Annotated in this window: 17 protein-coding genes and 4 tRNA genes; 16 read left to right on the forward strand and 5 right to left on the reverse strand. The window is 51.0% G+C overall.

Going from position 1 to position 21,538, the window contains the following annotated elements:
• The first annotated feature begins 161 nt into the window (after nucleotides 1-161).
• Together KHS78_RS11100 and KHS78_RS11105 are read left to right on the forward strand one after the other, a co-directional pair.
• On the forward strand, nucleotides 162-455 hold the full coding sequence (locus KHS78_RS11100; protein WP_211828445.1) for a HigA family addiction module antitoxin: 294 nt from the start codon (nucleotides 162-164) through the stop codon (nucleotides 453-455).
• 317 nt (nucleotides 456-772) lie between these two features.
• Nucleotides 773-1,507, forward strand: coding sequence for a helix-turn-helix domain-containing protein (locus KHS78_RS11105; RefSeq protein ID WP_211828447.1), 735 nt, complete (start codon nucleotides 773-775; stop codon nucleotides 1,505-1,507).
• Nucleotides 1,508-2,081: 574 nt separating this feature from the next.
• On the opposite strand, the gene KHS78_RS11110 is transcribed toward KHS78_RS11105, so the two are convergent.
• Nucleotides 2,082-3,005 (reverse strand): C40 family peptidase, encoded by a 924-nt coding sequence (locus tag KHS78_RS11110; protein ID WP_211828449.1) that lies wholly within the window; start codon nucleotides 3,003-3,005, stop codon nucleotides 2,082-2,084.
• 147 nt (nucleotides 3,006-3,152) lie between these two features.
• Between KHS78_RS11110 and KHS78_RS11115 the strand changes: the two genes are divergently transcribed.
• A complete protein-coding gene (locus tag KHS78_RS11115) occupies nucleotides 3,153-3,734 on the forward strand; it encodes a DUF1285 domain-containing protein (protein ID WP_211828451.1) in 582 nt (193 codons plus the stop codon).
• 49 nt (nucleotides 3,735-3,783) lie between these two features.
• Here KHS78_RS11115 and KHS78_RS11120 read toward each other — a convergent pair whose 3' ends face one another.
• A complete protein-coding gene (locus KHS78_RS11120) occupies nucleotides 3,784-5,439 on the reverse strand; it encodes an electron transfer flavoprotein-ubiquinone oxidoreductase (RefSeq protein WP_211828452.1) in 1,656 nt (551 codons plus the stop codon).
• A 453-nt stretch (nucleotides 5,440-5,892) separates the two neighbouring features.
• On the opposite strand from KHS78_RS11120, the gene KHS78_RS11125 reads away from it, so the two are divergent.
• The 9 genes from KHS78_RS11125 (at nucleotide 5,893) to KHS78_RS11165 (ending at nucleotide 11,500) form a co-directional block, all read left to right on the forward strand.
• Nucleotides 5,893-6,642 (forward strand): electron transfer flavoprotein subunit beta/FixA family protein, encoded by a 750-nt coding sequence (locus tag KHS78_RS11125; protein ID WP_211828454.1) that lies wholly within the window; start codon nucleotides 5,893-5,895, stop codon nucleotides 6,640-6,642.
• Nucleotides 6,642-7,568, forward strand: coding sequence for an electron transfer flavoprotein subunit alpha/FixB family protein (locus KHS78_RS11130; protein ID WP_211828456.1), 927 nt, complete (start codon nucleotides 6,642-6,644; stop codon nucleotides 7,566-7,568). Before KHS78_RS11125 ends, KHS78_RS11130 begins: the two co-directional genes overlap by 1 nt.
• Before the next feature lie 185 nt (nucleotides 7,569-7,753).
• Entirely contained in the window at nucleotides 7,754-8,404 is a 651-nt protein-coding gene (gene uvrY, locus KHS78_RS11135) for a UvrY/SirA/GacA family response regulator transcription factor (protein ID WP_211828544.1), read from the forward strand.
• 68 nt (nucleotides 8,405-8,472) lie between these two features.
• Nucleotides 8,473-10,308, forward strand: a complete 1,836-nt coding sequence (gene uvrC / locus KHS78_RS11140) for an excinuclease ABC subunit UvrC (RefSeq protein ID WP_211828457.1) — start codon at nucleotides 8,473-8,475, stop codon at nucleotides 10,306-10,308.
• Between the two features lie 118 nt (nucleotides 10,309-10,426).
• On the forward strand, nucleotides 10,427-10,987 hold the full coding sequence (gene pgsA, locus KHS78_RS11145; protein ID WP_211828459.1) for a CDP-diacylglycerol--glycerol-3-phosphate 3-phosphatidyltransferase: 561 nt from the start codon (nucleotides 10,427-10,429) through the stop codon (nucleotides 10,985-10,987).
• A gap of 71 nt (nucleotides 10,988-11,058) precedes the next feature.
• A tRNA-Gly gene (locus tag KHS78_RS11150) sits at nucleotides 11,059-11,134 on the forward strand.
• Between the two features lie 23 nt (nucleotides 11,135-11,157).
• Nucleotides 11,158-11,231 (forward strand) — tRNA-Cys (locus KHS78_RS11155).
• 83 nt (nucleotides 11,232-11,314) lie between these two features.
• Nucleotides 11,315-11,401 (forward strand) — tRNA-Leu (locus tag KHS78_RS11160).
• Between the two features lie 25 nt (nucleotides 11,402-11,426).
• A tRNA-Cys gene (locus KHS78_RS11165) sits at nucleotides 11,427-11,500 on the forward strand.
• Between the two features lie 344 nt (nucleotides 11,501-11,844).
• Here the strand turns inward: KHS78_RS11165 and KHS78_RS11170 are convergent.
• Nucleotides 11,845-13,032: an MFS transporter gene (locus KHS78_RS11170; RefSeq protein ID WP_211828461.1), complete on the reverse strand. Its 1,188-nt coding sequence runs from the start codon at nucleotides 13,030-13,032 to the stop codon at nucleotides 11,845-11,847.
• Between the two features lie 97 nt (nucleotides 13,033-13,129).
• On the opposite strand from KHS78_RS11170, the gene KHS78_RS11175 reads away from it, so the two are divergent.
• Nucleotides 13,130-13,894 carry an AraC family transcriptional regulator gene (locus KHS78_RS11175; RefSeq protein WP_211828463.1) on the forward strand — a complete coding sequence of 255 codons (765 nt, stop codon included), beginning with the start codon at nucleotides 13,130-13,132 and terminating at the stop codon, nucleotides 13,892-13,894.
• A gap of 102 nt (nucleotides 13,895-13,996) precedes the next feature.
• On the opposite strand, the gene aceA (KHS78_RS11180) is transcribed toward KHS78_RS11175, so the two are convergent.
• Nucleotides 13,997-15,313 (reverse strand): isocitrate lyase, encoded by a 1,317-nt coding sequence (aceA, locus tag KHS78_RS11180; RefSeq protein WP_211828465.1) that lies wholly within the window; start codon nucleotides 15,311-15,313, stop codon nucleotides 13,997-13,999.
• Nucleotides 15,314-15,466: 153 nt separating this feature from the next.
• Here aceA (KHS78_RS11180) and KHS78_RS11185 point away from each other — a divergent pair, with 153 nt between their 5' ends.
• Both KHS78_RS11185 and KHS78_RS11190 read left to right on the forward strand, forming a co-directional pair.
• Nucleotides 15,467-16,402: a LysR family transcriptional regulator gene (locus KHS78_RS11185; protein WP_211828466.1), complete on the forward strand. Its 936-nt coding sequence runs from the start codon at nucleotides 15,467-15,469 to the stop codon at nucleotides 16,400-16,402.
• Between the two features lie 182 nt (nucleotides 16,403-16,584).
• Entirely contained in the window at nucleotides 16,585-17,550 is a 966-nt protein-coding gene (locus tag KHS78_RS11190; RefSeq protein ID WP_211828468.1) for a hypothetical protein, read from the forward strand.
• Nucleotides 17,551-17,578: 28 nt separating this feature from the next.
• On the opposite strand, the gene aceA (KHS78_RS11195) is transcribed toward KHS78_RS11190, so the two are convergent.
• Nucleotides 17,579-18,895 carry an isocitrate lyase gene (aceA, locus tag KHS78_RS11195; protein ID WP_211828470.1) on the reverse strand — a complete coding sequence of 439 codons (1,317 nt, stop codon included), beginning with the start codon at nucleotides 18,893-18,895 and terminating at the stop codon, nucleotides 17,579-17,581.
• A gap of 409 nt (nucleotides 18,896-19,304) precedes the next feature.
• On the opposite strand from aceA (KHS78_RS11195), the gene KHS78_RS11200 reads away from it, so the two are divergent.
• Nucleotides 19,305-21,485, forward strand: a complete 2,181-nt coding sequence (locus KHS78_RS11200) for a malate synthase G (protein ID WP_211828472.1) — start codon at nucleotides 19,305-19,307, stop codon at nucleotides 21,483-21,485.
• Nucleotides 21,486-21,538: the final 53 nt, after the last annotated feature.

The raw sequence follows: 21,538 nt of genomic DNA on the forward strand, positions 1-21,538 counted from the left end.
CCCTTGATATTACTGGTCAGAAAGATGAAGAATATGCATATGTATAAAATATCTCGCAATTTATGTGTTGGGTTTGAATGTTGTATCTTGATATGCTTGATGGGTGTAACTTGCTGGGTTACGATTCGATTTTGAGAATGACATCATATGGAATAACCCTAATGCAAATGAGTGAGCCGCTTCACCCAGGTGAAATATTAAAAATAGGTTATCTTGACCCTCTAGGTCTTAGTGTTACAGAAGCTGCAAAACGTTTGGATGTGAGTCGAAAAACGGTTTCTGAAATAATTAATGGACGCTGTGGTATTAGCGTGGAAATGGCTTTACGTCTAGCGAAAGCCTGTAGTACAACGCCGGATTTTTGGCTGAATATACAGAGGTCATTTGATCTTTGGGCTAATAGAGGGTTTGATTCATCTAATGTGATAATGTTTTCTGGGTCAGTTAATGGTTGATTTTTTTGAAGAGGTATTTCTATCTGATAGTTTGTAAATTTTGAAGATGATTGTTTTTCTAATATATGTGGAAATAGTTTTCTGAGGATGTCTTAATTATAAGTATTGTTGTTTGGTTTATGTGTTAGCTGTCTATTTTTTTGAAGATGTTAACAAATAAATAACTGCCATGTTTCTCGATTATCAAATAAAAAGGATAAGTTCAGCGCTGATGGAAAAACTAATGCCAGTTGGCAACGTGTTGAGTGTTTTTTAATTACTAGTAATCACTAAAGATATACAATTCTGTTGGCACCATAGTAGTAAGGAAAGGATTTATGCCAACAGTAACATCAAGAAAGAAAGCAGACGGTTCCGTTGTCTATCGTTGTCTGGCGCGAACCTGGAAAGACGGTAAGCAGGTCAACATAACGCGAACCAAGCTGACTTACGACGAGGCCTATGCGTGGGGGGAGGCCGAGGAAGAAAAGATGCGTCGGAACAATATGCTGGCCGAACTTGAGGCCATGGGGGTTCCGAGGCCTGACCGTTCCAAGGTTGCCTCAACGTTCACCAGGGACATGTTGAGATCCGGGTCAGTCGATCTGGATTTCAATATGATTGGTGACACCGTGAGTTCCGGTTTAGAACATATCATCAGTCACTTCGGACTGAAGTCATCGGCAATATCGGTAGAGGATCTGGTGGGTTACTTCACCAGGCGTCATGGCGAGAATGCCAGTTTTTGGGAAGTGGACGCGGAGGCCGGGTTGCTGAAACTGTTTTTGAACCTGACCACTGGTGAGGCGATCCACCATGGCGGCAACAGGGTCAAGCTGGCGCTGGATGAAGTTGCCCGTGAGAGAGGATCTTTCAAGGCCGAACATGAGATAGCGCCAACGGTTAAGCCGGAGGCTGAAGTGCAGCGTGTAGTCAAATCGGAACCGATTGCAGAGATGGAAGAAACGGTAGAGCAGGCCGTCGCCAGGCTGTCAGCCGAAGGCCTTTCAGTGAGAAAGATTGCTGATCGGCTTGGCATAGGGAAAAGTACCGTCGCCAGAATACTGAAATGACGTATGTTATTGATTTTAAAGCGGGTACTTGCACTGTCCCACGGTGGGACACTTTTGGGACGGTGTGGGACACTTTTGGGGCAGTAGCCGCAAGTACCATAAACAACCGCTAACCCATAACCAATTGATCTATAAGGGTTTCGGGTGTGTACCAAGGGTAAAAGCAGGCTGTCCCACGTGGTACTTGTCTGCTAAAGATCTGCTAAAGGTTGAGACAGCTATAGACAGCCATAGACAGGCAAGTGGCTGGAGACGGAGAAACGGATAGGAGGTGCATGGAGGCCAGTAGTATCAAGGGTTTGCGCTGAAAGCCACGGTTTTCTAAGGGCGAAAAAAAACCCGCGTACTGGGGGAAGTATCGCGGGCTAAGACCATTAGGAGTGAAACATAGGTACACAATCCAAGTACCAAGGTCATTGCTGACCTAGCTGACAAGGTTGTAGGGGGACATCAACCTCATCAGCACTGTAAGTATTAACGATATTTTGACATCTTCCAGCCAATAATTAGACAAAAAACGCATAAAAATGAAATTAATGATTATTTAGGTAATTTAATTGACGGTCTGTGCGCGCTAGCCCTTGGTATCGTTGGGCTTGCCGTCTGGAGTGGATTGAGGACTATCCGGGTCTACGGAAAGCTTGTCTTTAAAACGCTTGAGATCGCGAATCTGCCCAGCGGTCATGTACAGGTCAGCTTCCTGACCTTCCAGCGTACTGTCACCATGCCAGGGCAGCAGTCGACAATCCGATGAGTGCTGGCTGAAGTCCAGGAAGGGGTATTTGATGATGGTGAAGTAGGGGGAGTAATCGAAATCCCGAGGCGTACATAACTTAGGATTCCGCTGAAACAGCTGGACACCTTTCTCACCATTGCGTTTGACCAGCGGCAGGATCGGGAAATGAATAAAGCTGAATGCCTCAGCAATCATTGTTGAACAAACAGTTTTGGTCGCCTGTCCAGGCATGTGGTTGAAGAGGGATGATCGCCAGCGACCGGGAATAAAGCTGTATGGAAGCAGAAAACGCAATAAATCCAGGATCTGGCGAATATCGTATTCCTGCCCCAGTCGGCTGACGGCATAGTGAAGCACCTGCTGGCCATCCCGATAACTCATGCCGTTAGGCCGGCAGATGCGGACATGTTCACCTTCATACACCTGCAGCGGGCGAATCACAGTACCGAGTCCCAATTCGCTCTCGATCAGTAATTGATCTTCACTGTCACCGTCATAGCTTTTGCTGACGTAGTCTCTCAGCCGCTTGTCTTCAATATCGTGGAGTTTGCCAATATAGAGAGCAGCATGAGACCAGTTGCTTTGCGTGATCTGCTTGATCACGCCTGCAACACGGGATCGCCCTTCGATGAGCAGGACGTCGGCAGGTTTCAGTTCATAGCGAATTCGGTCGAAATCACATAGCGTGGCGCCACGCGCCGGTGAGGTTTCGTGGATCAGCCACTTTTCTAGCCAGTGAACGATGACGGTGAAAGGATTCATTGTTGTCTTTCTACTGCCTGGTCGAATTATTGGATCCCTCTATTGGTGAGATTAGCACTTCGCTGGATTCGGCCGCGGTGGACCTTATACTTAGTGGGCAAGGATCATCTATATGTCAGAACTATGGCGGTATTGCCTGGAGGTCGTGTGACAGATCAGCATAAAACCCGGGATTCCCTGCTCAACAACCTGGACAAAATAAGAACCGAGGCTGGGTTGCCGCCTGTTCATGCCTGGAATCCGCCATTCTGTGGCGACATGGATATGGTTATACGCCGTGATGGCAGCTGGCATTATATGGGGAGTCCGATTGGGCGTGCTTCCATGGTGCGGCTGTTTTCAACCATTATGCGGCATGATGACGACGACTGTTATTACCTGGTAACACCAGTCGAGAAAGTCAGAATTCAGGTGGAAGATGCGCCGTTTGTCGCTACTGCTGTCGATGCGGAAGGGACGGGGCAGAATCAGGTGCTGACGTTCACGACGAATGTGGGCGATACCGTGCGTCTGGACAGCGGACATCCGTTTCGAGTGGATCTTGATCCAGAGTCCGCAGAACCTTCGCCTTATATCCTCGTCCGCGATCGGCTCGAAGCATTGGTGCACCGGAATATTTTCTACCAGCTTGTTGAGATGGCAGATATCCAGCCAATGGAAGATAAAGATTGGTATGGCATCTGGAGTGGTGGGATTTTTTACAAAATCGCACCAGTTGCATCGCCTTGACAGGGGCAGGTTAAAGCAAGAAAAGGGGCGAAAAATTCGCCCCTCTGTTTTACATGTTGGGATAGTTGGGACCGCCAGTCCCTTCCGGCGCAACCCAGGTGATATTCTGGGCAGGATCCTTGATATCGCAGGTCTTGCAGTGCACACAGTTCTGGGCGTTGATGACGAATCGTTTCTCGCCAGACGCTTCATCCGTCATGACTTCATAAACGCCAGCAGGGCAGTAACGCTGGGCCGGTTCATCAAACTTTGGCAGGTTGTCGCGTATGGGCAGATCGGCATCCGTCAAGCGCAGATGGCAGGGTTGGTCTTCCTCGTGGTTGGTGTTGGAGAGGAAAACGGAGCTCAGTTTATCAAAACTCAGTTTGCCATCCGGCTTGGGGTAGTTGAGTTCCGGACACTCAGCTGCGGGTTTCAGCTGGGCGTAATCCGCTGACTTATCGTGCAGGGTATAAGGCAGCTTGCCATTGAAGAGATTGATATCAACCCATGACAAACCGCCACCAAGCAAAGCGCCATGTTTGTGCACCAGCGGGCCAAAGTTACGTTGGGCGTGAAGTTCTTCATAGACCCAGGAGCTTTCAAAAGCCTGGGCAAAGGCTTCAATTTCACGGCCGCCTTCGTCACCGGATTTGAGTGTTTCGAAAATCGATTCCGCGGCGATCATGCCGCTCTTCATGGCGGTATGAGAGCCCTTGATCTTGGCGTAATTCAAAGTGCCAGCATCACAGCCCACCAGCAGACCGCCAGGGAAGGTCATCTTGGGCAGCGATTGCAGGCCACCTTTGGTAATTGCGCGTGCGCCATAGGAAACACGCTTTCCGCCCTCAAGGAATTGCTTCACAACCGGACTGTGCTTGTAGCGCTGGAATTCATCAAACGGGCTGAGATGAGGGTTGCTGTAGTTCAGGTCCGTGATCAGGCCGACAACGACCTGATTGTTTTCCAGGTGATACAGGAATCCGCCACCCATGGAGCCACTTTCGCTCAGCGGCCAACCCGCCGTATGTACGACAAGTCCCTGTTGGTGTTTGTCAGCAGGAATGTCCCACAACTCCTTGATGCCAATACCATAATGCTGTGGATCCTTACCTTCATCCAGCTTGAACTGACTGATCAGCTGCTTGCCTAAATGACCACGGCAGCCTTCTGCAAAGATGGTGTACTTGGCACGCAGTTCCATGCCCGGCATGTAGCCTTCTTTTTGTTTGCCAGTAACGGAAACCCCCATGTCTCCGGTGATAATGCCTTTTACAGCACCGTCTTCAACAATGATTTCCTGTGCGGCAAATCCGGGGAAAATTTCTGCACCCAGTCCCTCTGCCTGTTCCCCCAGCCAGCGGCAGACATTGCCCAGGCTGATAATGTAGTTGCCTTCATTGTGCATGGTCTTATGAGTCAGGAAGGCGGGAATCTTTTTAGCGTTGCCCTGATCTTTCAGGTAGTAGATCTCATCGCCCTTGACCGGGGTGTTGAGTGGCGCACCACGTTCTTTCCAGTCAGGGAACAGTTCATTCATGGCCCGTGGCTCGAAGACGGCACCGGACAATATATGGGCGCCGACTTCTGAACCTTTCTCAACCACACAGACAGTCAGTTCCTGTTCTGATTCCTGGGCCAGCTGCATCAGGCGGCAGGCCGCAGACAATCCGGACGGGCCGGCCCCGATGATAACGACATCGAACTCCATGGATTCGCGTTCCATGACACTCTCCTGCTGCTACGGCTAGCCGAACCCCGGGTTGGCATCCCCCGATCCGGCAAACACACGGCTTTTGGTAAAAATGCGTCTTCGTTGCCTCAAACGCTTGTTTGAATTTTTGTTCGCATTATACTTGGCTTCGCGCAAATGAACAGTGGTCTGCCGCAATCAACCTGCGGGTAGCCACTACCACGGGTTATGCCCGGGTGATGCCATTATTGTTGATAGTCAGGTTTACTGCCTGTCTGTAAGGGTAGAGTGCAACGACTCACCGGCTTTCCTTGACCCGGTTACGGCCAGCGGTCAAGATAGCTCCGGCACGAGATACGGGATGCTCACATAACAAACCTTATATAACGACCGATGCATCGCCGCCTGGACGCCAACAGTCTGGACAGTTTCAGAGTTGTACAGCCTGCTGGATAAAAAACTGAACGGACAATGTACGAGGAGCTCATGAAGGTTCTTGTAGCGGTAAAAAGAGTCATAGACTACAACGTCAAGGTACGCGTTAAGGCTGACCACAGTGATGTGGATCTGACCAACGTGAAAATGGCCATCAACCCGTTCTGTGAAATCGCGGTAGAAGAAGCGGTTCGCCTGAAAGAGAAGGGCGTGGCTTCCGAAATTGTCGTCGTTTCCATGGGACCCAAAGAGTGTCAGGAGCAGATCCGCACAGCGCTGGCGCTGGGTGCAGATCGCGGCATTCAAGTGCAAACCGATGAAAAGCTGGACTCACTCTCTGTCGCCAAGCTGCTCAAAGCCATTGTCGATGAAGAAAAGCCTGACCTGATCGTACTGGGCAAGCAGTCCATTGACAGTGACAACAACCAGACCGGCCAGATGCTGGCTGCGTTGGCTGGCCTGCCGCAGGGGACGTTCGCGTCTGAAGTTAAGGTTGAAGACGGCAAGGCCGTGGTCACCCGTGAAATCGACGGCGGCTTGCAGACAGTTGCGCTGAACCTGCCGGCGGTTGTCACCACCGACCTGCGTTTAAATGAACCCCGTTACGCTTCACTGCCCAACATCATGAAAGCCAAGCGCAAGCCGCTGGATGTCAAATCTCCGGCAGAGCTGGGCGTTGAGGTGGCTTCCACCATCACCACACTGAAAGTTGAGCCGCCCGCGGAGCGTCAGGCCGGTATCAAGGTAGGCAGCGTGGATGAACTGGTTGAGAAACTGAAGAACGAGGCAAAGGTGATCTGATGAGTATTCTGGTCGTAGCTGAACACAATAACAGCGCCCTGAACGCTGCTACTAACAACGTAGTGACGGCTGCCAGGGCCATCGGTGATGATATCCACGTCCTGGTTGCGGGTAGCAACTGTGGCGCCGCCGCAGAAGGCGCTGCCCAGATTGAAGGGGTTGCCAAGGTTCTGGTGGCTGATAACGCCGCCTATGAGCACCAGCTGGCTGAAAATACCAGTCTACTGATCGCTGAACTGGGCAAGAACTATTCCCACGTACTGGCAGCGGCCACGACCACTGGCAAGAACACCATGCCGCGTGTTGCCGCACTGCTGGATGTTGATCAGATTTCTGACATTGTTGCTGTTGAAGATGCTGATACCTTCAAGCGTCCTATTTATGCCGGTAACGCAATTGCCACTGTGCAGTCCAGTGCGCCAATCAAGGTGATCACCGTGCGAGGCACTGGCTTTGACCCCGCAGCGACCGGTGGCAGTGCGCCTATTGAAGCACTGGCTTCTGCACACGATGCTGCTACGTCTGCCTTTGTGGGTGAAGAGCTGGCCAAATCTGATCGTCCGGAACTGACGGCAGCGGATATCGTGGTATCCGGTGGTCGTGGCATGGGTAACGGTGAGAACTTCGAAATTCTCTACAGTCTGGCTGACAAGCTGGGTGCTGCTGTCGGCGCCTCCCGTGCTGCGGTTGACGCCGGTTTTGTACCCAATGACATGCAGGTCGGACAGACCGGTAAGATTGTCGCACCACAGCTATATGTTGCCGTTGGTATCTCTGGTGCCATCCAGCATCTGGCCGGTATGAAGGACTCCAAGGTCATTGTTGCCATCAACAAAGACGAGGAGGCTCCCATCTTCCAGGTGGCAGACTACGGTCTGGTCGCAGACCTCTTTGAAGCGGTGCCGGACTTGGCCGGCAAGCTCTAAGGCAAACCAAAAGGCCCACGAAAGTGGGTCTTTTTTTATCCGGTTTATCGGCTCTGGATTCGACGATCCGGGCTGTTGCATGACAGCCGTTGTTTGTTAGTATGGTTTTACGCTGCAAAGGCTGGGATGCCGACTGCAATAATAACGACAAGAGCAGGAAGCGGGTGTCTATCGGGGGTACGCGAGTGGTTTCAATTCTTGTAGCAGATGATCATGATCTGGTTCGAACAGGGATTGTACGGATGTTATCCGATGTTGAGGATTTTAATGTCATCGGTGAAGTGGCGACGGGCGAAGAGGCTATCACTTTTTGCCGCCAGAATACGCCCGATGTGATCTTGATGGATGTCCGCATGCCGGGTATTGGCGGGCTGGAAGCGACCCGAAAACTGCAGCACTGCAGTCCCTCCTCAAAAATCATTGCTGTGACTGTCTATTCTGATGATCCGTATCCCAGTCGTCTGCTTGAAGCTGGCGCCTCAGGCTATTTGACCAAGGGGGCGGCGCTGGACGAGATGGTTACGGCCATCCGGGCTGTTGTCTCAGGGAGCCGCTATATCAGCCCTGACATTGCCCAGCAGATGGCGCTCAAGCCTTTCAGTAAAAAATCTGATAACCCTTTTGAACAGCTATCCCAGCGCGAACTGCAGATTGCCACCATGATTGTCCAGTGCCAGAAGGTGCAGGACATCTCGGACAAGCTCTGCCTGAGTCCTAAAACTGTGAACAGCTATCGCTACCGGATTTTTGACAAACTGGACATCAACAGTGATGTGGAATTGACACACCTGGCGATCAGGCATGCACTGGTGGATACCCAGACGATGGCGATCTAACCCGTTGGCGAGTGCAGCGATACAGAGATCACGTTACCATTCGGTAGAATTGACCGGATGTGCTTGTTATGCCGACAGATAGTAACGCCTTTGATCATCAGACTTATCTAAAAAATGCGCCTGAACTGCCGGGCATATACAAAATGCTGGACAGCAATGCCGACGTGCTTTATGTCGGCAAGGCAAAAGACCTGAAAAAACGGCTGTCCTGTTATTTCCGTAAGCAGGGCTTGGCGGTCAAGACTCAGGCCATGGTCGCCAGGATTCAGGCCATTGAAACGGTAGTGACCAATACCGAATCAGAGGCGCTGATTCTTGAGCAAAATCTAATCAAAACCCTGAAGCCGCCGTATAACATCCTGCTGCGGGATGATAAATCTTACCCTTTTATCTACTTGTCCCATAAGGACCGTTTTCCGCGTTTAGCCCTGCACCGGGGCAGGAAAAACCAGACGGGCCGATTTTATGGTCCTTATCCCAGCGCGGGTGCGGCAAGGGAAACATTGGGTATTCTCCAGAAAATCTTCAAAGTCCGGCAATGTGAAGACAGTTTTTTCAGGAACCGGACCCGGCCTTGCCTCCAGTATCAGATCAATCGCTGCAAGGCGCCGTGCGTCGACTTGGTCGATGAGCAGGAATATGCCAGGGATGTGCAGGATTCCGTGCGATTCCTGGAAGGAAAAAGCCAGGAGATCATCTTTGACCTGATTGGCAAGATGGATGCAGCGGCAGAATCGCTGGCGTTTGAGCAGGCTGCGACCTTCCGGGACCAGGTTAACTTCCTGCGTCAAACCCAGGAGGGACAGGCCATCAGCGCCCAGCGTGGCGATGCCGACGTGCTAGGTATCGCCTGGGAGCCGGGTGGCTGCTGCGTTATCGTGATTTTCGTCCGTCAGGGCAGGGTGCTCGGTACCCGGCAGTTCCATCCGGATTTTAAGCTGGAGACAACCCGTGAGACAGCTTTGCTGAGTTTCCTGGCCAATTTTTATATACGGAATGCGGATGCCAGAGATTTCCCCGCTGAAATCGTGATCCCATTCGCCGTAGAAGACCAGGAAGTGCTGGAAACTACATTGCGGGAGGTGTCTGGAAAGGCCATATCCCTGAGACATCAAGTTCGGAGTGACAGAAAACGCTGGCTGGAACTGGCAGACAAAAATGCGGTTCAAGCTCTCGCCGTGTGGCTGGCGGATAAGAAGAATATCTATCAGCGTTTCCTGATGCTGCAGCAGGCGCTGAAGATGTCAACCATGCCGGAACGCATCGAGTGCTTTGATATCAGTCATACCATGGGAGAAGGCACGGTAGCCTCCTGCGTAGTATTTGATCAGCAAGGTGCCGTTAAATCAGATTATCGTCGCTTTAATATTCGTGACATAACCCCTGGCGATGATTATGCAGCGATAGGGCAGGCCGTTGAGCGACGTTATGCCCGGCTACTTACCGGGGAAGGTAAAATGCCGGATTTGATCCTGATTGACGGCGGTGCCGGCCAGCTTGGCAAAGCCATGGAATCTCTGGAAAGCCTGCAGTTGACCAGCATTACGGTTGTGGGAGTTGGAAAAGGGGAGACCCGCAAACCCGGGATGGAAACGCTGCTGGATGGCGTGACGGGCAAAGAATACGTGCTGGAACCCAGCAGTCCGGCATTGCATCTGGTTCAGCAGGTCAGGGATGAGGCGCATCGCTTCGCCATTACCGGACACCGTCAGCGACGGGAAGGCAAGCGGAGGAAGTCGACACTGGAAGATATTCCCGGCGTGGGCGCCAAGCGACGCTCCGCATTGTTGAAATATTTTGGCGGATTGCAGTCCATTCAGCAGGCGACAGTGGCTGAGTTAAGCAAGGTTAATGGCATCAGCAAGGCACTAGCGCAGGAGATACATGATCACCTGCACAGTTAAAGATAAGCAAACTCCGTATGATTAGTTATCCAATCACCGGCCGGTAACTGTTACACTGACGCCCAAAATCGGGAGTGCCTCCCTACACAGTGGATGATTTTCAGGCTCATTTCAGACGATGAATATACCGAATATTTTGACATTGATACGTTTGCTGCTGATTCCGGTCATCGTGGTGGTTATATATCTCCCGTTTAGCTGGACGAATCTGGCCAGTGCTGCGATTTTTATGGTCGCATCCTTTACCGACTGGTTTGATGGTTATCTGGCGAGAAGGCTGAATCAGACCACCCCCTTTGGTGCGTTCCTTGATCCTGTGGCGGACAAGTTGATGGTCGCCGTGGCTCTCGCCACCCTGATTGAGAAATTTGACAGCCCGCTGCTGACCATTCCGGCATTGATCATCATCGGGCGCGAAATCATGATCTCTGCCTTACGGGAGTGGATGGCAGAGATAGGCAAGCGCACCAGTGTGGCCGTCAGCTTCATCGGTAAAATGAAGACGATGATGCAGATGGGTGCCATCACATTACTGCTCTGGGCACCTGGTTTTGCAGACAGCCTGGTCGGCATGTCTGGCATGGTTTTGCTCTATGTGGCGGCGATTCTCACGCTATGGTCTATGGTTGTTTATCTGAAAGCGGCATGGCCGGAACTTAAGCCTTTTGGTGCTAAATAAACTGTTATTTATCATATGCTTGACAGATTGTTATAAGTCCATACAATAGCCCTCGTCTTCTGCAGGGCAGTGCGGGAATAGCTCAGTTGGTAGAGCACAACCTTGCCAAGGTTGGGGTCGCGAGTTCGAGTCTCGTTTCCCGCTCCATATTCCAGGCAGGTGACAGTTAAGGCGGGTTGGTAGAGCGGTTATACAGTGGACTGCAACTCCATCTAGGCCGGTTCGACTCCGGTGCCCGCCTCCATTTTTCATCAAAGCCTTTGATGAAACACTGCAAGACGATTTATGATGTGGTGTCTGGAAAGTGATTTCCGGTGAATAGATAACGCCCGGATGGTGAAATTGGTAGACACAAGGGATTTAAAATCCCTCGACCGTTAGGTCGTGCCGGTTCGATTCCGGCTCCGGGCACCATATTGATAGTATCTGAAAGTTTTAAGGCGGGTTGGTAGAGCGGTTATACAGTGGACTGCAACTCCATCTAGGCCGGTTCAACTCCGGTGCCCGCCTCCAACAGAAAGGGAGCCATCTGGCTCCCTTTTTTTATTTGCCGTTAAAACAGTTTCTTCAAATGATCTTAAAGGAAATGAATTTTAATGGCTGTCAGGTTATTGAGTAGCCTGTCTGGGCTGGCCGACAATAAGACTCTTCTCAAATCCGTGCCGTTCAATACTTCCAGCATGATTTAATCTGATCCTTCCATTCATCTGTTCGGTTTTTATACAGCCACCAGATTTTTTACTGGTATCACCCCAGCGTTCACTGAAATCTATTTTTCGTATTCTTGTAGTGTGATGTGGCAAAGATAACTGAAAGCACATCCTGAGAGGAGCCTTCAGTTGAGCATAATTGTAAGTTCAAGCCAGATTGTGACGATAGGCTTCATCCGATTCTGACCTGATAACCGGCATTAGCCAGGCCGCCAAGGTTGACAGCAGCATTCCAGCCGCAAGAATCCCGTATAACGAATTGAATTCATTCGTTTTTCCATAGATAACCGCAATCAACCAATACGCAACGGGTGCTGTACTGAAGCTCACCATGTATTTCATGGCGTAGATTCTTGAACGCCACTGATCTGATGAATGCCGTCCAATCAGCCAGTCGTTAATCGGAATCTGCGCATAAGTGCTGGACATTAGTCCAATAAAGACCGGAATCAGCATCCAGCCTGAAGTGAAGGCCGCGAGAATTAAGAAAACGACCTGAGAAGACGTCACAAAAATCAGCAGTAAACGGGCAGAAACCCTGTCCAGCAGTTCGCCAATAATCAGCTGAATGACTGCAGCCAGAAGGTAAATAGTGGTAGACAGCATGCCTGTTGTACTGAGAGATATATTAAACGAGGCATCAATAATTTTTGGTAATGCGGTCGTCAGGCTCTGGAACACCAATCCGCCAAAACAGGCGATAACAGCAATGACTGCAAACATTTTTATTAGAGTGTTATTGCTTGAATAGGTCTCATTTTGTTGGTTCCCACGGTGCTGGAAAATCTTTACATCCCTGGATACCAAGGTATAAACAACGCCCGCCAGTACACAGAGAATACCGGGGATAATGAATGCCGCCTGCCAGCCAATCACCTGTGATAACAGTGCCGTCACACCAGCCGCGCAGGCCAATCCCATATTGCCCGCCAGCGCATTGACTGCAATGGCCCGACCTGTTTTTTTAGCGGTACTGAAAACCAGCGCCGTGCCAACCGGATGGTAGATAGAGGCAAACAAGCCAATAGCGGCAACACCGGTTGCGAGCTGTGTCGGGGTCTGGGCAAACGCGGTCAAAATGGCAGACAATCCCATGCCATAGTAGTAGGCATTCATCATGCCTCGCTGGCTCCAGCGGTCTCCGAGCCAGCCAGAAGGAATAGAGCCCAGCCCATAGGCAAGGACACCGAAGGTGCCGTACGTCAGTAATTCGGCATAATCAATATCCCAGCTTTTTTGCAGGGCCAACACGGCTGTCGGGAAGATGAGTATGAAAAAATGATCCAGGGCGTGCCCCACATTGAGCACATGAAAGTGAAGGCGTTGTTTATTCATAAACTAATCCTGCTTGAGTCTTGATACGGACAGTTTATGGATCAAGAATTTGACGCATAGAATCTACAGAGCCGACCTTTTGCTCAAATGAGACAGCATGAAAAAGTCTATTCCTTTTTCCGGATCGCCACGTACCGCCATCGTTATTCCCCAATCGTATCCAGACGATTGGGTGATTAACTGGCATCATCATGATTTCGCCCAGCTGGTTTATGCCTGCAGCGGCGTAATGACCGTAGAAACAGCAGATAATCACTGGGTTGTTCCCCCGCAGAGAGCCGTCTGGATTCCTCCATATATTGACCACAGAGTGACGATGTATGGGCAGGCGGAGATGCGAAACCTGTACGTCAGCGTTGACGGCTACCAACAACTGCCTGAAAAAAGCTGTGTTCTGAATGTTTCCCCGCTCCTGCGTGAACTGATCCTGCATTTGGCCGTATTAACCAAAGAAACGGAGAAAAGCGGGGAGGCAGAGCGACTGTTTCTGGTTATTTTGGATCAGCTGAAACGTGCCAATGAAATGACTTTTTATTTACCCATGCCAACCGATGTCAGGTTGAAGCATGTCTGTGAAAGCATACTAGAGCATCCTGACGATAATCGTACCCTGGCTGAATGGGCTGCATACATCAACATCAGTAGTCGTTCGCTGAGCCGGTTATTACGTAAAGATATCGGGCTTTCTTTTGTCGAGTACCGGCAGCAGGCTCGGCTTTTTCTGGCATTAAAGCTTCTGGCAAAAGGGTTACCGGTTTCGACCGTGGCAATGGAGGTAGGATTTTCGAGCTTGAGCGCGTTTAATCATCTCTTCAAAAAGAATTTTGGTCAGACGCCAGGGCATATTTTTGATGCTTCATAAGCCAGGGCAGCACAGCTTAGAATAAACCGGTTTTGAAACTCACTGATGCAAAAAACGCCGGCAGGAGCCGGCGTTTTTTATACGAGATTCAAGACTTCAGTCTTAGAACTGCTCTTCTTCGGTAGAACCGGTCAGAGCCGTCACAGAGGACTTTCCACCCTGAATGACAGTGGTCATGTCATCGAAATAACCAGTACCGACTTCCTGCTGGTGAGCAACGAAGGTGTAACCCTTCTCGGCAGCAGCAAACTCAGGCTCCTGAACCATTTCAACATAATGCTTCATGCCTTCGCCCTGGGCATAGTTGTGCGCCAGTTCGAACATGTTGTACCACATGTTATGGATGCCCGCGAGGGTGATGAACTGGTACTTGTAGCCCATGTCAGACAGTTCCTGCTGGAACTTGGCGATGGTGGCGTCGTCCAGGTTCTTCTTCCAGTTGAAGCTCGGTGAGCAGTTGTAGGCCAGCAGCTGATCCGGGTACTCGGCACGGATGGCTTCGGCAAACTTACGGGCTTCGTCCAGATCAGGGGTCGCCGTTTCACACCAGAGCAGGTCAGCATAAGGGGCATAGGCCAGACCACGGGCGATAGCTTGATCAATGCCGGCCTTTACACGGAAGAAACCTTCAGGGGTACGCTCACCGGTCAGGAAGGGCGCATCATACTCGTCGCAGTCTGAAGTGATCAGGTCAGCCGCGTTAGCGTCAGTACGGGCCAGTACAATGGTTGGCACGTCGGCAACATCAGCCGCCAGCCGCGCTGCGATCAGCTTTTGAACGGCTTCCTGGGTAGGAACCAGTACCTTACCGCCCATGTGACCACACTTCTTGACGGAAGCCAGCTGGTCTTCGAAGTGGACACCGGCCGCACCCGCTTCGATCATGTGCTTCATCAGCTCATAAGCGTTCAGAACGCCGCCGAAACCGGCTTCTGCGTCAGCAACAATAGGCGCGAACATGTTGGTGTAGTTGCCATCGCCCGGGTTAACACCGTTCTTCCACTGGATCTGGTCAGCACGACGGAAGCTGTTGTTGATGCGCTTGATGACGGCTGGGACAGAGTCGACCGGATACAGGGACTGGTCAGGGTACATGCTGCTGGCGGAGTTGTTATCCGCCGCAACCTGCCAGCCAGATAGATAAATGGCTTCGATGCCGGCCTTAACCTGCTGAACCGCCTGGCCACCAGTCAGGGCGCCGAGGCAGTTCACATAACCTTTCTTGGCTGTACCGCCATATACCAGGTCCCAGAGCTTTTCGGCACCTTGGCGGGCAATCGTGTTCTCGATCTTGACGGAACCGCGCAGGCGCACAACATCTTCTGCGGTGTAGGTACGCTTGACGTTTTTCCAGCGGGGATTCTCGGCCCAGTCTTTCTCGATGCGGGCGATTTCTTCCTGGCGGTTATAGGTAGTCATGCGTTACTCCTGTAGTGATTGATATTGGTGAACTACATGAACGTGACGAATTCTATGGAGTGTGAGAAAATTTCGGAAATTTATAGTTATTATTTCCGACATAAAAGCCATGAATAACAGGCAGGGATGCACTGACCAGAAGTCGCCATAAGCATGAACGTATCGAGAATTGATCTGAATTTGCTGGTTTACCTGGATGCCCTGTTACGGGAGCGGAATGTCACCCGAGCAGCAGACCAGTTAGGTATTACGCAGCCGGCCATGAGTAATGGCCTGCGGCGATTGCGGGATTTGTTTGAAGATCCGCTCCTTGTGAGAACCAGTGATGGTATGACCCCAACAGAGCGTGCCCGTCAGTTACAGCCCATCGTTCGCAATGTGCTGGCTGAAATCGAGCAGGCCGTTCAGCCACGAAAACCTTTCGAAAGTGCCACCAGCCGACGCGTTTTTCGGATTATGGCCAGTGATTATGCGGAATCCACTCTGATTCCTCAGGTATTGCGCCAACTGCGCCTCGAAGCGCCTGATGTAACCTTGGATGTGTTGACGCCCAGCGATGTTAGCTTTCAGGATGTTGAGCGGGGCAGGGTGGATATGGCCATCAACCGCTTTGACGATATGCCCCAGTCTTTCCATCAGGCGATTATCTGGGAAGATGACTTTTCCTGTCTGATCAGCCGCAGCAATCCGATTCTTGATGAATTTATCCTTGATAACTATCTAGCTGCCCGGCATGTCTGGGTCAGTAAAACCGGCATGGGGGTTGGGGTTGGCGTGAATCCTGAAGATGTTCAGAGACTGGGCTGGGTCGATGAGGCTCTGGACCGACTGGGCAAAAAAAGAACAATTTCAGTTTTTACCCGCCACTACCAAGTCGCAATGCAACTGGTTCGCAACAATGACTTGATAGCAACACTGCCCACCCGTGCAGCACGACTCCAGACTGGTGGGGGAGATCTCGTTGTGCTTGCGCCGCCCTTTGAAATTCCCGCTTTTGAGCTAAAAATGGCCTGGAGCCCTTTGTTACAACAGGATTCAGGGCATCAATGGCTCAGAAGGATGATTATATCCATTGCCCAGAATCGATGATCGAATATTCCCCCCCCAGGTGTTAACTTTGCGCGGTTAGCACCTGAGGCTGACAAGGAGGGATAACCAAAAAGTTATTATCGATAACAGACTGCAGCTAGACCGCTTAAGAACTGGCTTTCTTGAAGTAAGATTACCGAAGACTTAAATGGAGTAATCAAGCTTTAAGGATGATGCATACTATGAAGACAATCGGAAAGGGAGCACTAGGCTCTAGTTATCGCAACCAGTCAAGAGAAGAGCGCCAAGACCATTGTTCAACAGAAAAGGGAACGATGAGGCTGAAAAAAAGCTCGAAATACTTTGACGCTACTGCAACGTCAGCTTGTAAGACGGGTGTTAGTACGCGTAGTAAATCTGACCCATTAGACCGTTATCCCGATATTAGCCATAATGGCAGCGCAGAAATAAAGGTGAACAAAAGAAAAGTAAGGAAGAATACAAAGAGCCCTGTGCCAGCCAAAAGAGTAAGATCTTGGGAAGCTTATTCAAATAAAGAATTAAAAACAGCTATTGTCGATTTAAAATCGAGTGAAAAAGCCGTGTTAGCATGTCGGCCACATGAAACACTTAACTGGGATGATGCTGGCTGCAACCTCTCCGAGGAAGTTATTCTTAACTTAATAAGCGCTGAAAAAGAAAAAGGCAGATTGCTATCTTCGAGTCTAATGGCTTTTTTGGCTGCACCTAACACCGGTGCTGACTCACAAAGCAGCACTGAAGTCGTCCCGATTGATGAGGCGAAAGGTCAAGCATTCCTCGAGAGACATGAATTATTTTGTCGATTAAAAGCGATTATCACAAGTTCAAGGCAGAGTAATCATTATCTTTCCATGACGCCCCCGGCTGAAAGGGCGACGGAACGGCTCAGGCGTGAAAAAGCGCCGCTTATGGGCTCTATGCCGGTTGAAGAATCTCAAATAAGGTGTGCTCAACAGAATGCAAATGACAACATGAAAGAATTGCTGAGAACGCTGCAGGTTCACGTTTTAAGAAATCAAACAAGAATTCCGGCAACTGATTTCGAAAAGTCAGCTATTCGTTGCTCTATCATTGAAAAACCTTGGGAAATGAGACTTTTGAATGATGTAGGACGTCGTGACGAGAAAAGCGTTGTTGCCGTATTACAAAAAGAGGCCAGCGAATAGCTGGCCTCTTTTTGGGCTGATAGCAATATTAGAACTGCTCTTCTTCGGTAGAACCGGTCAGAGCCGTCACAGAGGACTTGCCACCCTGAATGACAGTGGTCATGTCATCAAAGTAACCTGTACCCACTTCCTGCTGGTGCGCTACGAAGGTGTAACCCTTCTCGGCAGCAGCAAACTCAGGCTCCTGAACCATTTCAACATAATGCTTCATGCCTTCGCCCTGGGCATAGTTGTGTGCCAGTTCGAACATGTTGTACCACATGTTATGGATACCCGCGAGAGTGATGAACTGGTACTTGTAGCCCATGTCGGACAGCTCCTGCTGGAACTTGGCGATGGTGGCGTCGTCCAGGTTCTTCTTCCAGTTGAAGCTCGGTGAACAATTGTAGGCCAGCAGCTGATCCGGGTACTCGGCACGGATGGCTTCGGCGAACTTGCGGGCTTCGTCCAGATCCGGAGTCGCCGTTTCACACCAGAGCAGATCAGCATAAGGGGCATAGGCCAGACCACGGGCGATGGCCTGATCAATGCCGGCTTTAACGCGGAAGAAGCCTTCAGGGGTACGCTCACCGGTCAGGAAGGGCGCATCATACTCGTCGCAGTCTGAAGTGATCAGGTCAGCTGCGTTAGCGTCAGTACGGGCCAGTACAATGGTTGGCACGTCGGCAACATCAGCCGCCAGCCGCGCTGCGATCAGCTTTTGAACGGCTTCCTGGGTAGGAACCAGTACCTTACCGCCCATGTGGCCGCACTTCTTGACGGAAGCCAGCTGATCTTCAAAGTGGACACCAGCCGCACCGGCTTCGATCATGTGCTTCATCAGCTCGTAGGCGTTCAGAACGCCACCAAAACCAGCTTCTGCGTCAGCAACAATAGGCGCGAACATGTTGGTGTAGTTGTCATCGCTCGGGTTAACGCCGTTCTTCCACTGGATCTGGTCAGCACGACGGAAGCTGTTGTTGATGCGCTTGATGACGGCAGGAACAGAGTCAACCGGGTACAGGGACTGGTCAGGGTACATGCTGCTGGCAGAGTTGTTATCCGCCGCAACCTGCCAGCCAGACAGGTAAATGGCTTCGATGCCGGCCTTGACCTGCTGAACCGCCTGACCACCAGTCAGTGCACCCAAGCAGTTAACATAACCTTTCTTGGCTGTGCCGCCATATACCAGGTCCCAGAGCTTTTCGGCACCTTGGCGGGCAATCGTGTTCTCGATCTTGACGGAACCGCGCAGGCGCACAACATCTTCTGCGGTGTAGGTACGCTTGACGTTTTTCCAGCGGGGATTCTCGGCCCAGTCTTTCTCGATGCGGGCGATTTCTTCTTGGCGGTTATAGGTGGTCATGTTTCGCTCCTGACTTCTGGAATGAGCGCCTGATGCTTGCAAACAGGTTGGTTGATACCCCTCAATACCGTGCCAACCATAAGGCACCAGTCGCATGCCGGAGCATTGTAAGTGGAACTACGGATGGGGAGCAATTTTTATTTTTTATAACGAATATGCCCTGTATGAATCTTTACTGGCATGACATAAGCAACAGTTACGATCGGTAGGGTATGGCAATCAGGTGTCGGATTTTATTCATCCGGGAAATAGCGGTCATAAAGACGATAAATTAGCGAAATCCTAGTGGCATCTTCTAGAATTTTCCGGCATTTTCACACTCCTATACCCTGAAACCTGCTGTTCGCCGGGGGAGGCTTGGGGGTTGGCAGGACAGGATTGTTCACCAGGGCTGAGAGGCATAATAACGATGACAGAACGCATACAAGCAGGTGGTCTCCAGGTTGCCAAGGTTTTACATGACCTGGTTGCCAACGAGATAGCGCCGGGAACAGGGGTAGATGCCAATCACTTCTGGACCGAGCTGGAAGCCATTATCACTGAGCTGGCTCCCGTCAATAAAGCCTTACTGGCACGCCGTGATAACCTGCAGGTACAAATTGATACCTGGCATCAGCAGCGACGCGGTCAGTCACACAATGCGGCAGAATACCGCGCTTTCCTCGAACAGATAGGCTATCTGTTGCCAGAAGCTGAAGATTTCACGATCACTACGGAGAATGTGGATTCTGAAATCGCAAAACTGGCAGGTCCCCAGCTGGTTGTACCGGTCATGAATGCCCGGTACGCCCTTAATGCCGCTAATGCCCGTTGGGGTAGCCTGTATGATGCCCTTTACGGTACCGACGTGATTCCTGAGCAGGCAGGCGCCGAGAAGGGGAGAGGGTATAACCCAGAGCGTGGCGCCCTGGTGATTGCCTATGCCCGACGTTTTCTGGACGAGGCCGCACCACTTGCCAAGGGTTCGCATGCCGATTCCTGTGGTTATGGCATCAAGGAAGGCCAGCTTGCGGTTAAACTGAAAGACGGTACAGAAACAGCGCTTCAGCAGCCTGAACAGTTTGTTGGGTATCAGGGTGACCTAAATAATCCTTCTGCAATACTCATAAAAAACAATGGGATACATCTGGAAATTCAGATTAACCCTGAGCATGTGATCGGCAAGGATGACCCGGCCAATGTGAAGGACGTCCTACTGGAATCGGCACTGACTACCATCATGGACTGTGAAGATTCTATCGCGGCTGTTGATGCCGAAGACAAGGCCGTTGTCTATGGAAACTGGCTGGGCTTAATGAAGGGAACGCTGGGTATTGAGTTCAAGAAAGGTGATAGCACGGTCACACGGACCCTCAACCCAGACCGTGAATATGTGACGCCTGACGGAAATGCCCTGTCTCTGCCTGGTCGAAGCCTGATGTTTGTCCGTAATGTAGGCCACCTGATGACCAATGAGGCGGTTCTGGATAAAGACGGCAATGAAATTCCAGAGGGCATTCTCGATGGTATGGTAACGTCACTGATTGCCATCCACGACCTTAAGGGCAGTGGCCCGTACAGCAATTCACGCACGGGTAGCGTTTACATCGTTAAGCCCAAGATGCACGGCCCTGAAGAGGTCGCATTCACGAATACACTCTTCGGGCGAATTGAGAAAGCACTGGATCTGCCGGTCAACACCCTGAAAGTCGGTATCATGGATGAGGAGCGCCGTACCACGGTGAATCTCAAGACCTGTATCGCTGCCGCTAAAGAGCGTGTTGTTTTCATCAACACCGGTTTCCTTGATCGCACAGGGGATGAAATCCATACCTCCATGGAAGCGGGACCCGTGGTACGCAAAGGCCCCATGAAAAATGAGGCATGGATCAAGGCGTACGAAGACTGGAACGTCGATACGGGTCTGGCAGCTGGCTTGAAAGGACGGGCGCAGATCGGCAAGGGAATGTGGCCGATTCCTGACCAGATGGCACAGATGATGTCGGTCAAAATTGGTCACCCAAAATCGGGCGCGAATACGGCCTGGGTGCCGTCTCCGACGGCCGCCACCCTGCATGCCATCCATTATCATCAGGTTAATGTGGCGGATGTACAGGCCGAGCTGGCCAACCGCCAGCGTGCAAGTCTCAATGACATCCTGACAGTGCCCTTGCTTGATGATCCCGCCGCATTGACAGCGGAAGATGTTCAGCAGGAACTGGACAATAACGCTCAGGGCATTCTGGGTTATGTTGTCCGCTGGGTTGACCACGGCGTTGGTTGTTCCAAAGTGCCGGATATCAATGATGTAGGCCTGATGGAAGATCGCGCTACACTGCGAATCTCCAGCCAGCACATCGCCAACTGGTTACGTCATGGTGTTTGCACGGAAGAGCAGGTGATGGAAACCATGCAGCGGATGGCTGCTGTTGTTGACCGACAGAATGCTGATGACCCCGAGTACCGCAATATGGCGCCTGCTTTTGATGAGAGTATTGCCTTCCAGGCAGCCTGTGATCTGGTGTTCAAAGGAACTGAGCAGCCTAATGGCTACACAGAACCTGTCCTCCATGCACGTCGCCGGGAGGCCAAAGCCAAGTTCGGCTGTTAAAGCGATCACTTCGTAGCGCATTAAAAAACGCACCTTAGGGTGCGTTTTTTAAT

This window comes from Kistimonas asteriae (assembly GCF_018263925.1).
In the GTDB taxonomy this organism is placed as follows: Bacteria; Pseudomonadota; Gammaproteobacteria; order Pseudomonadales; family Endozoicomonadaceae; genus Kistimonas; species Kistimonas asteriae.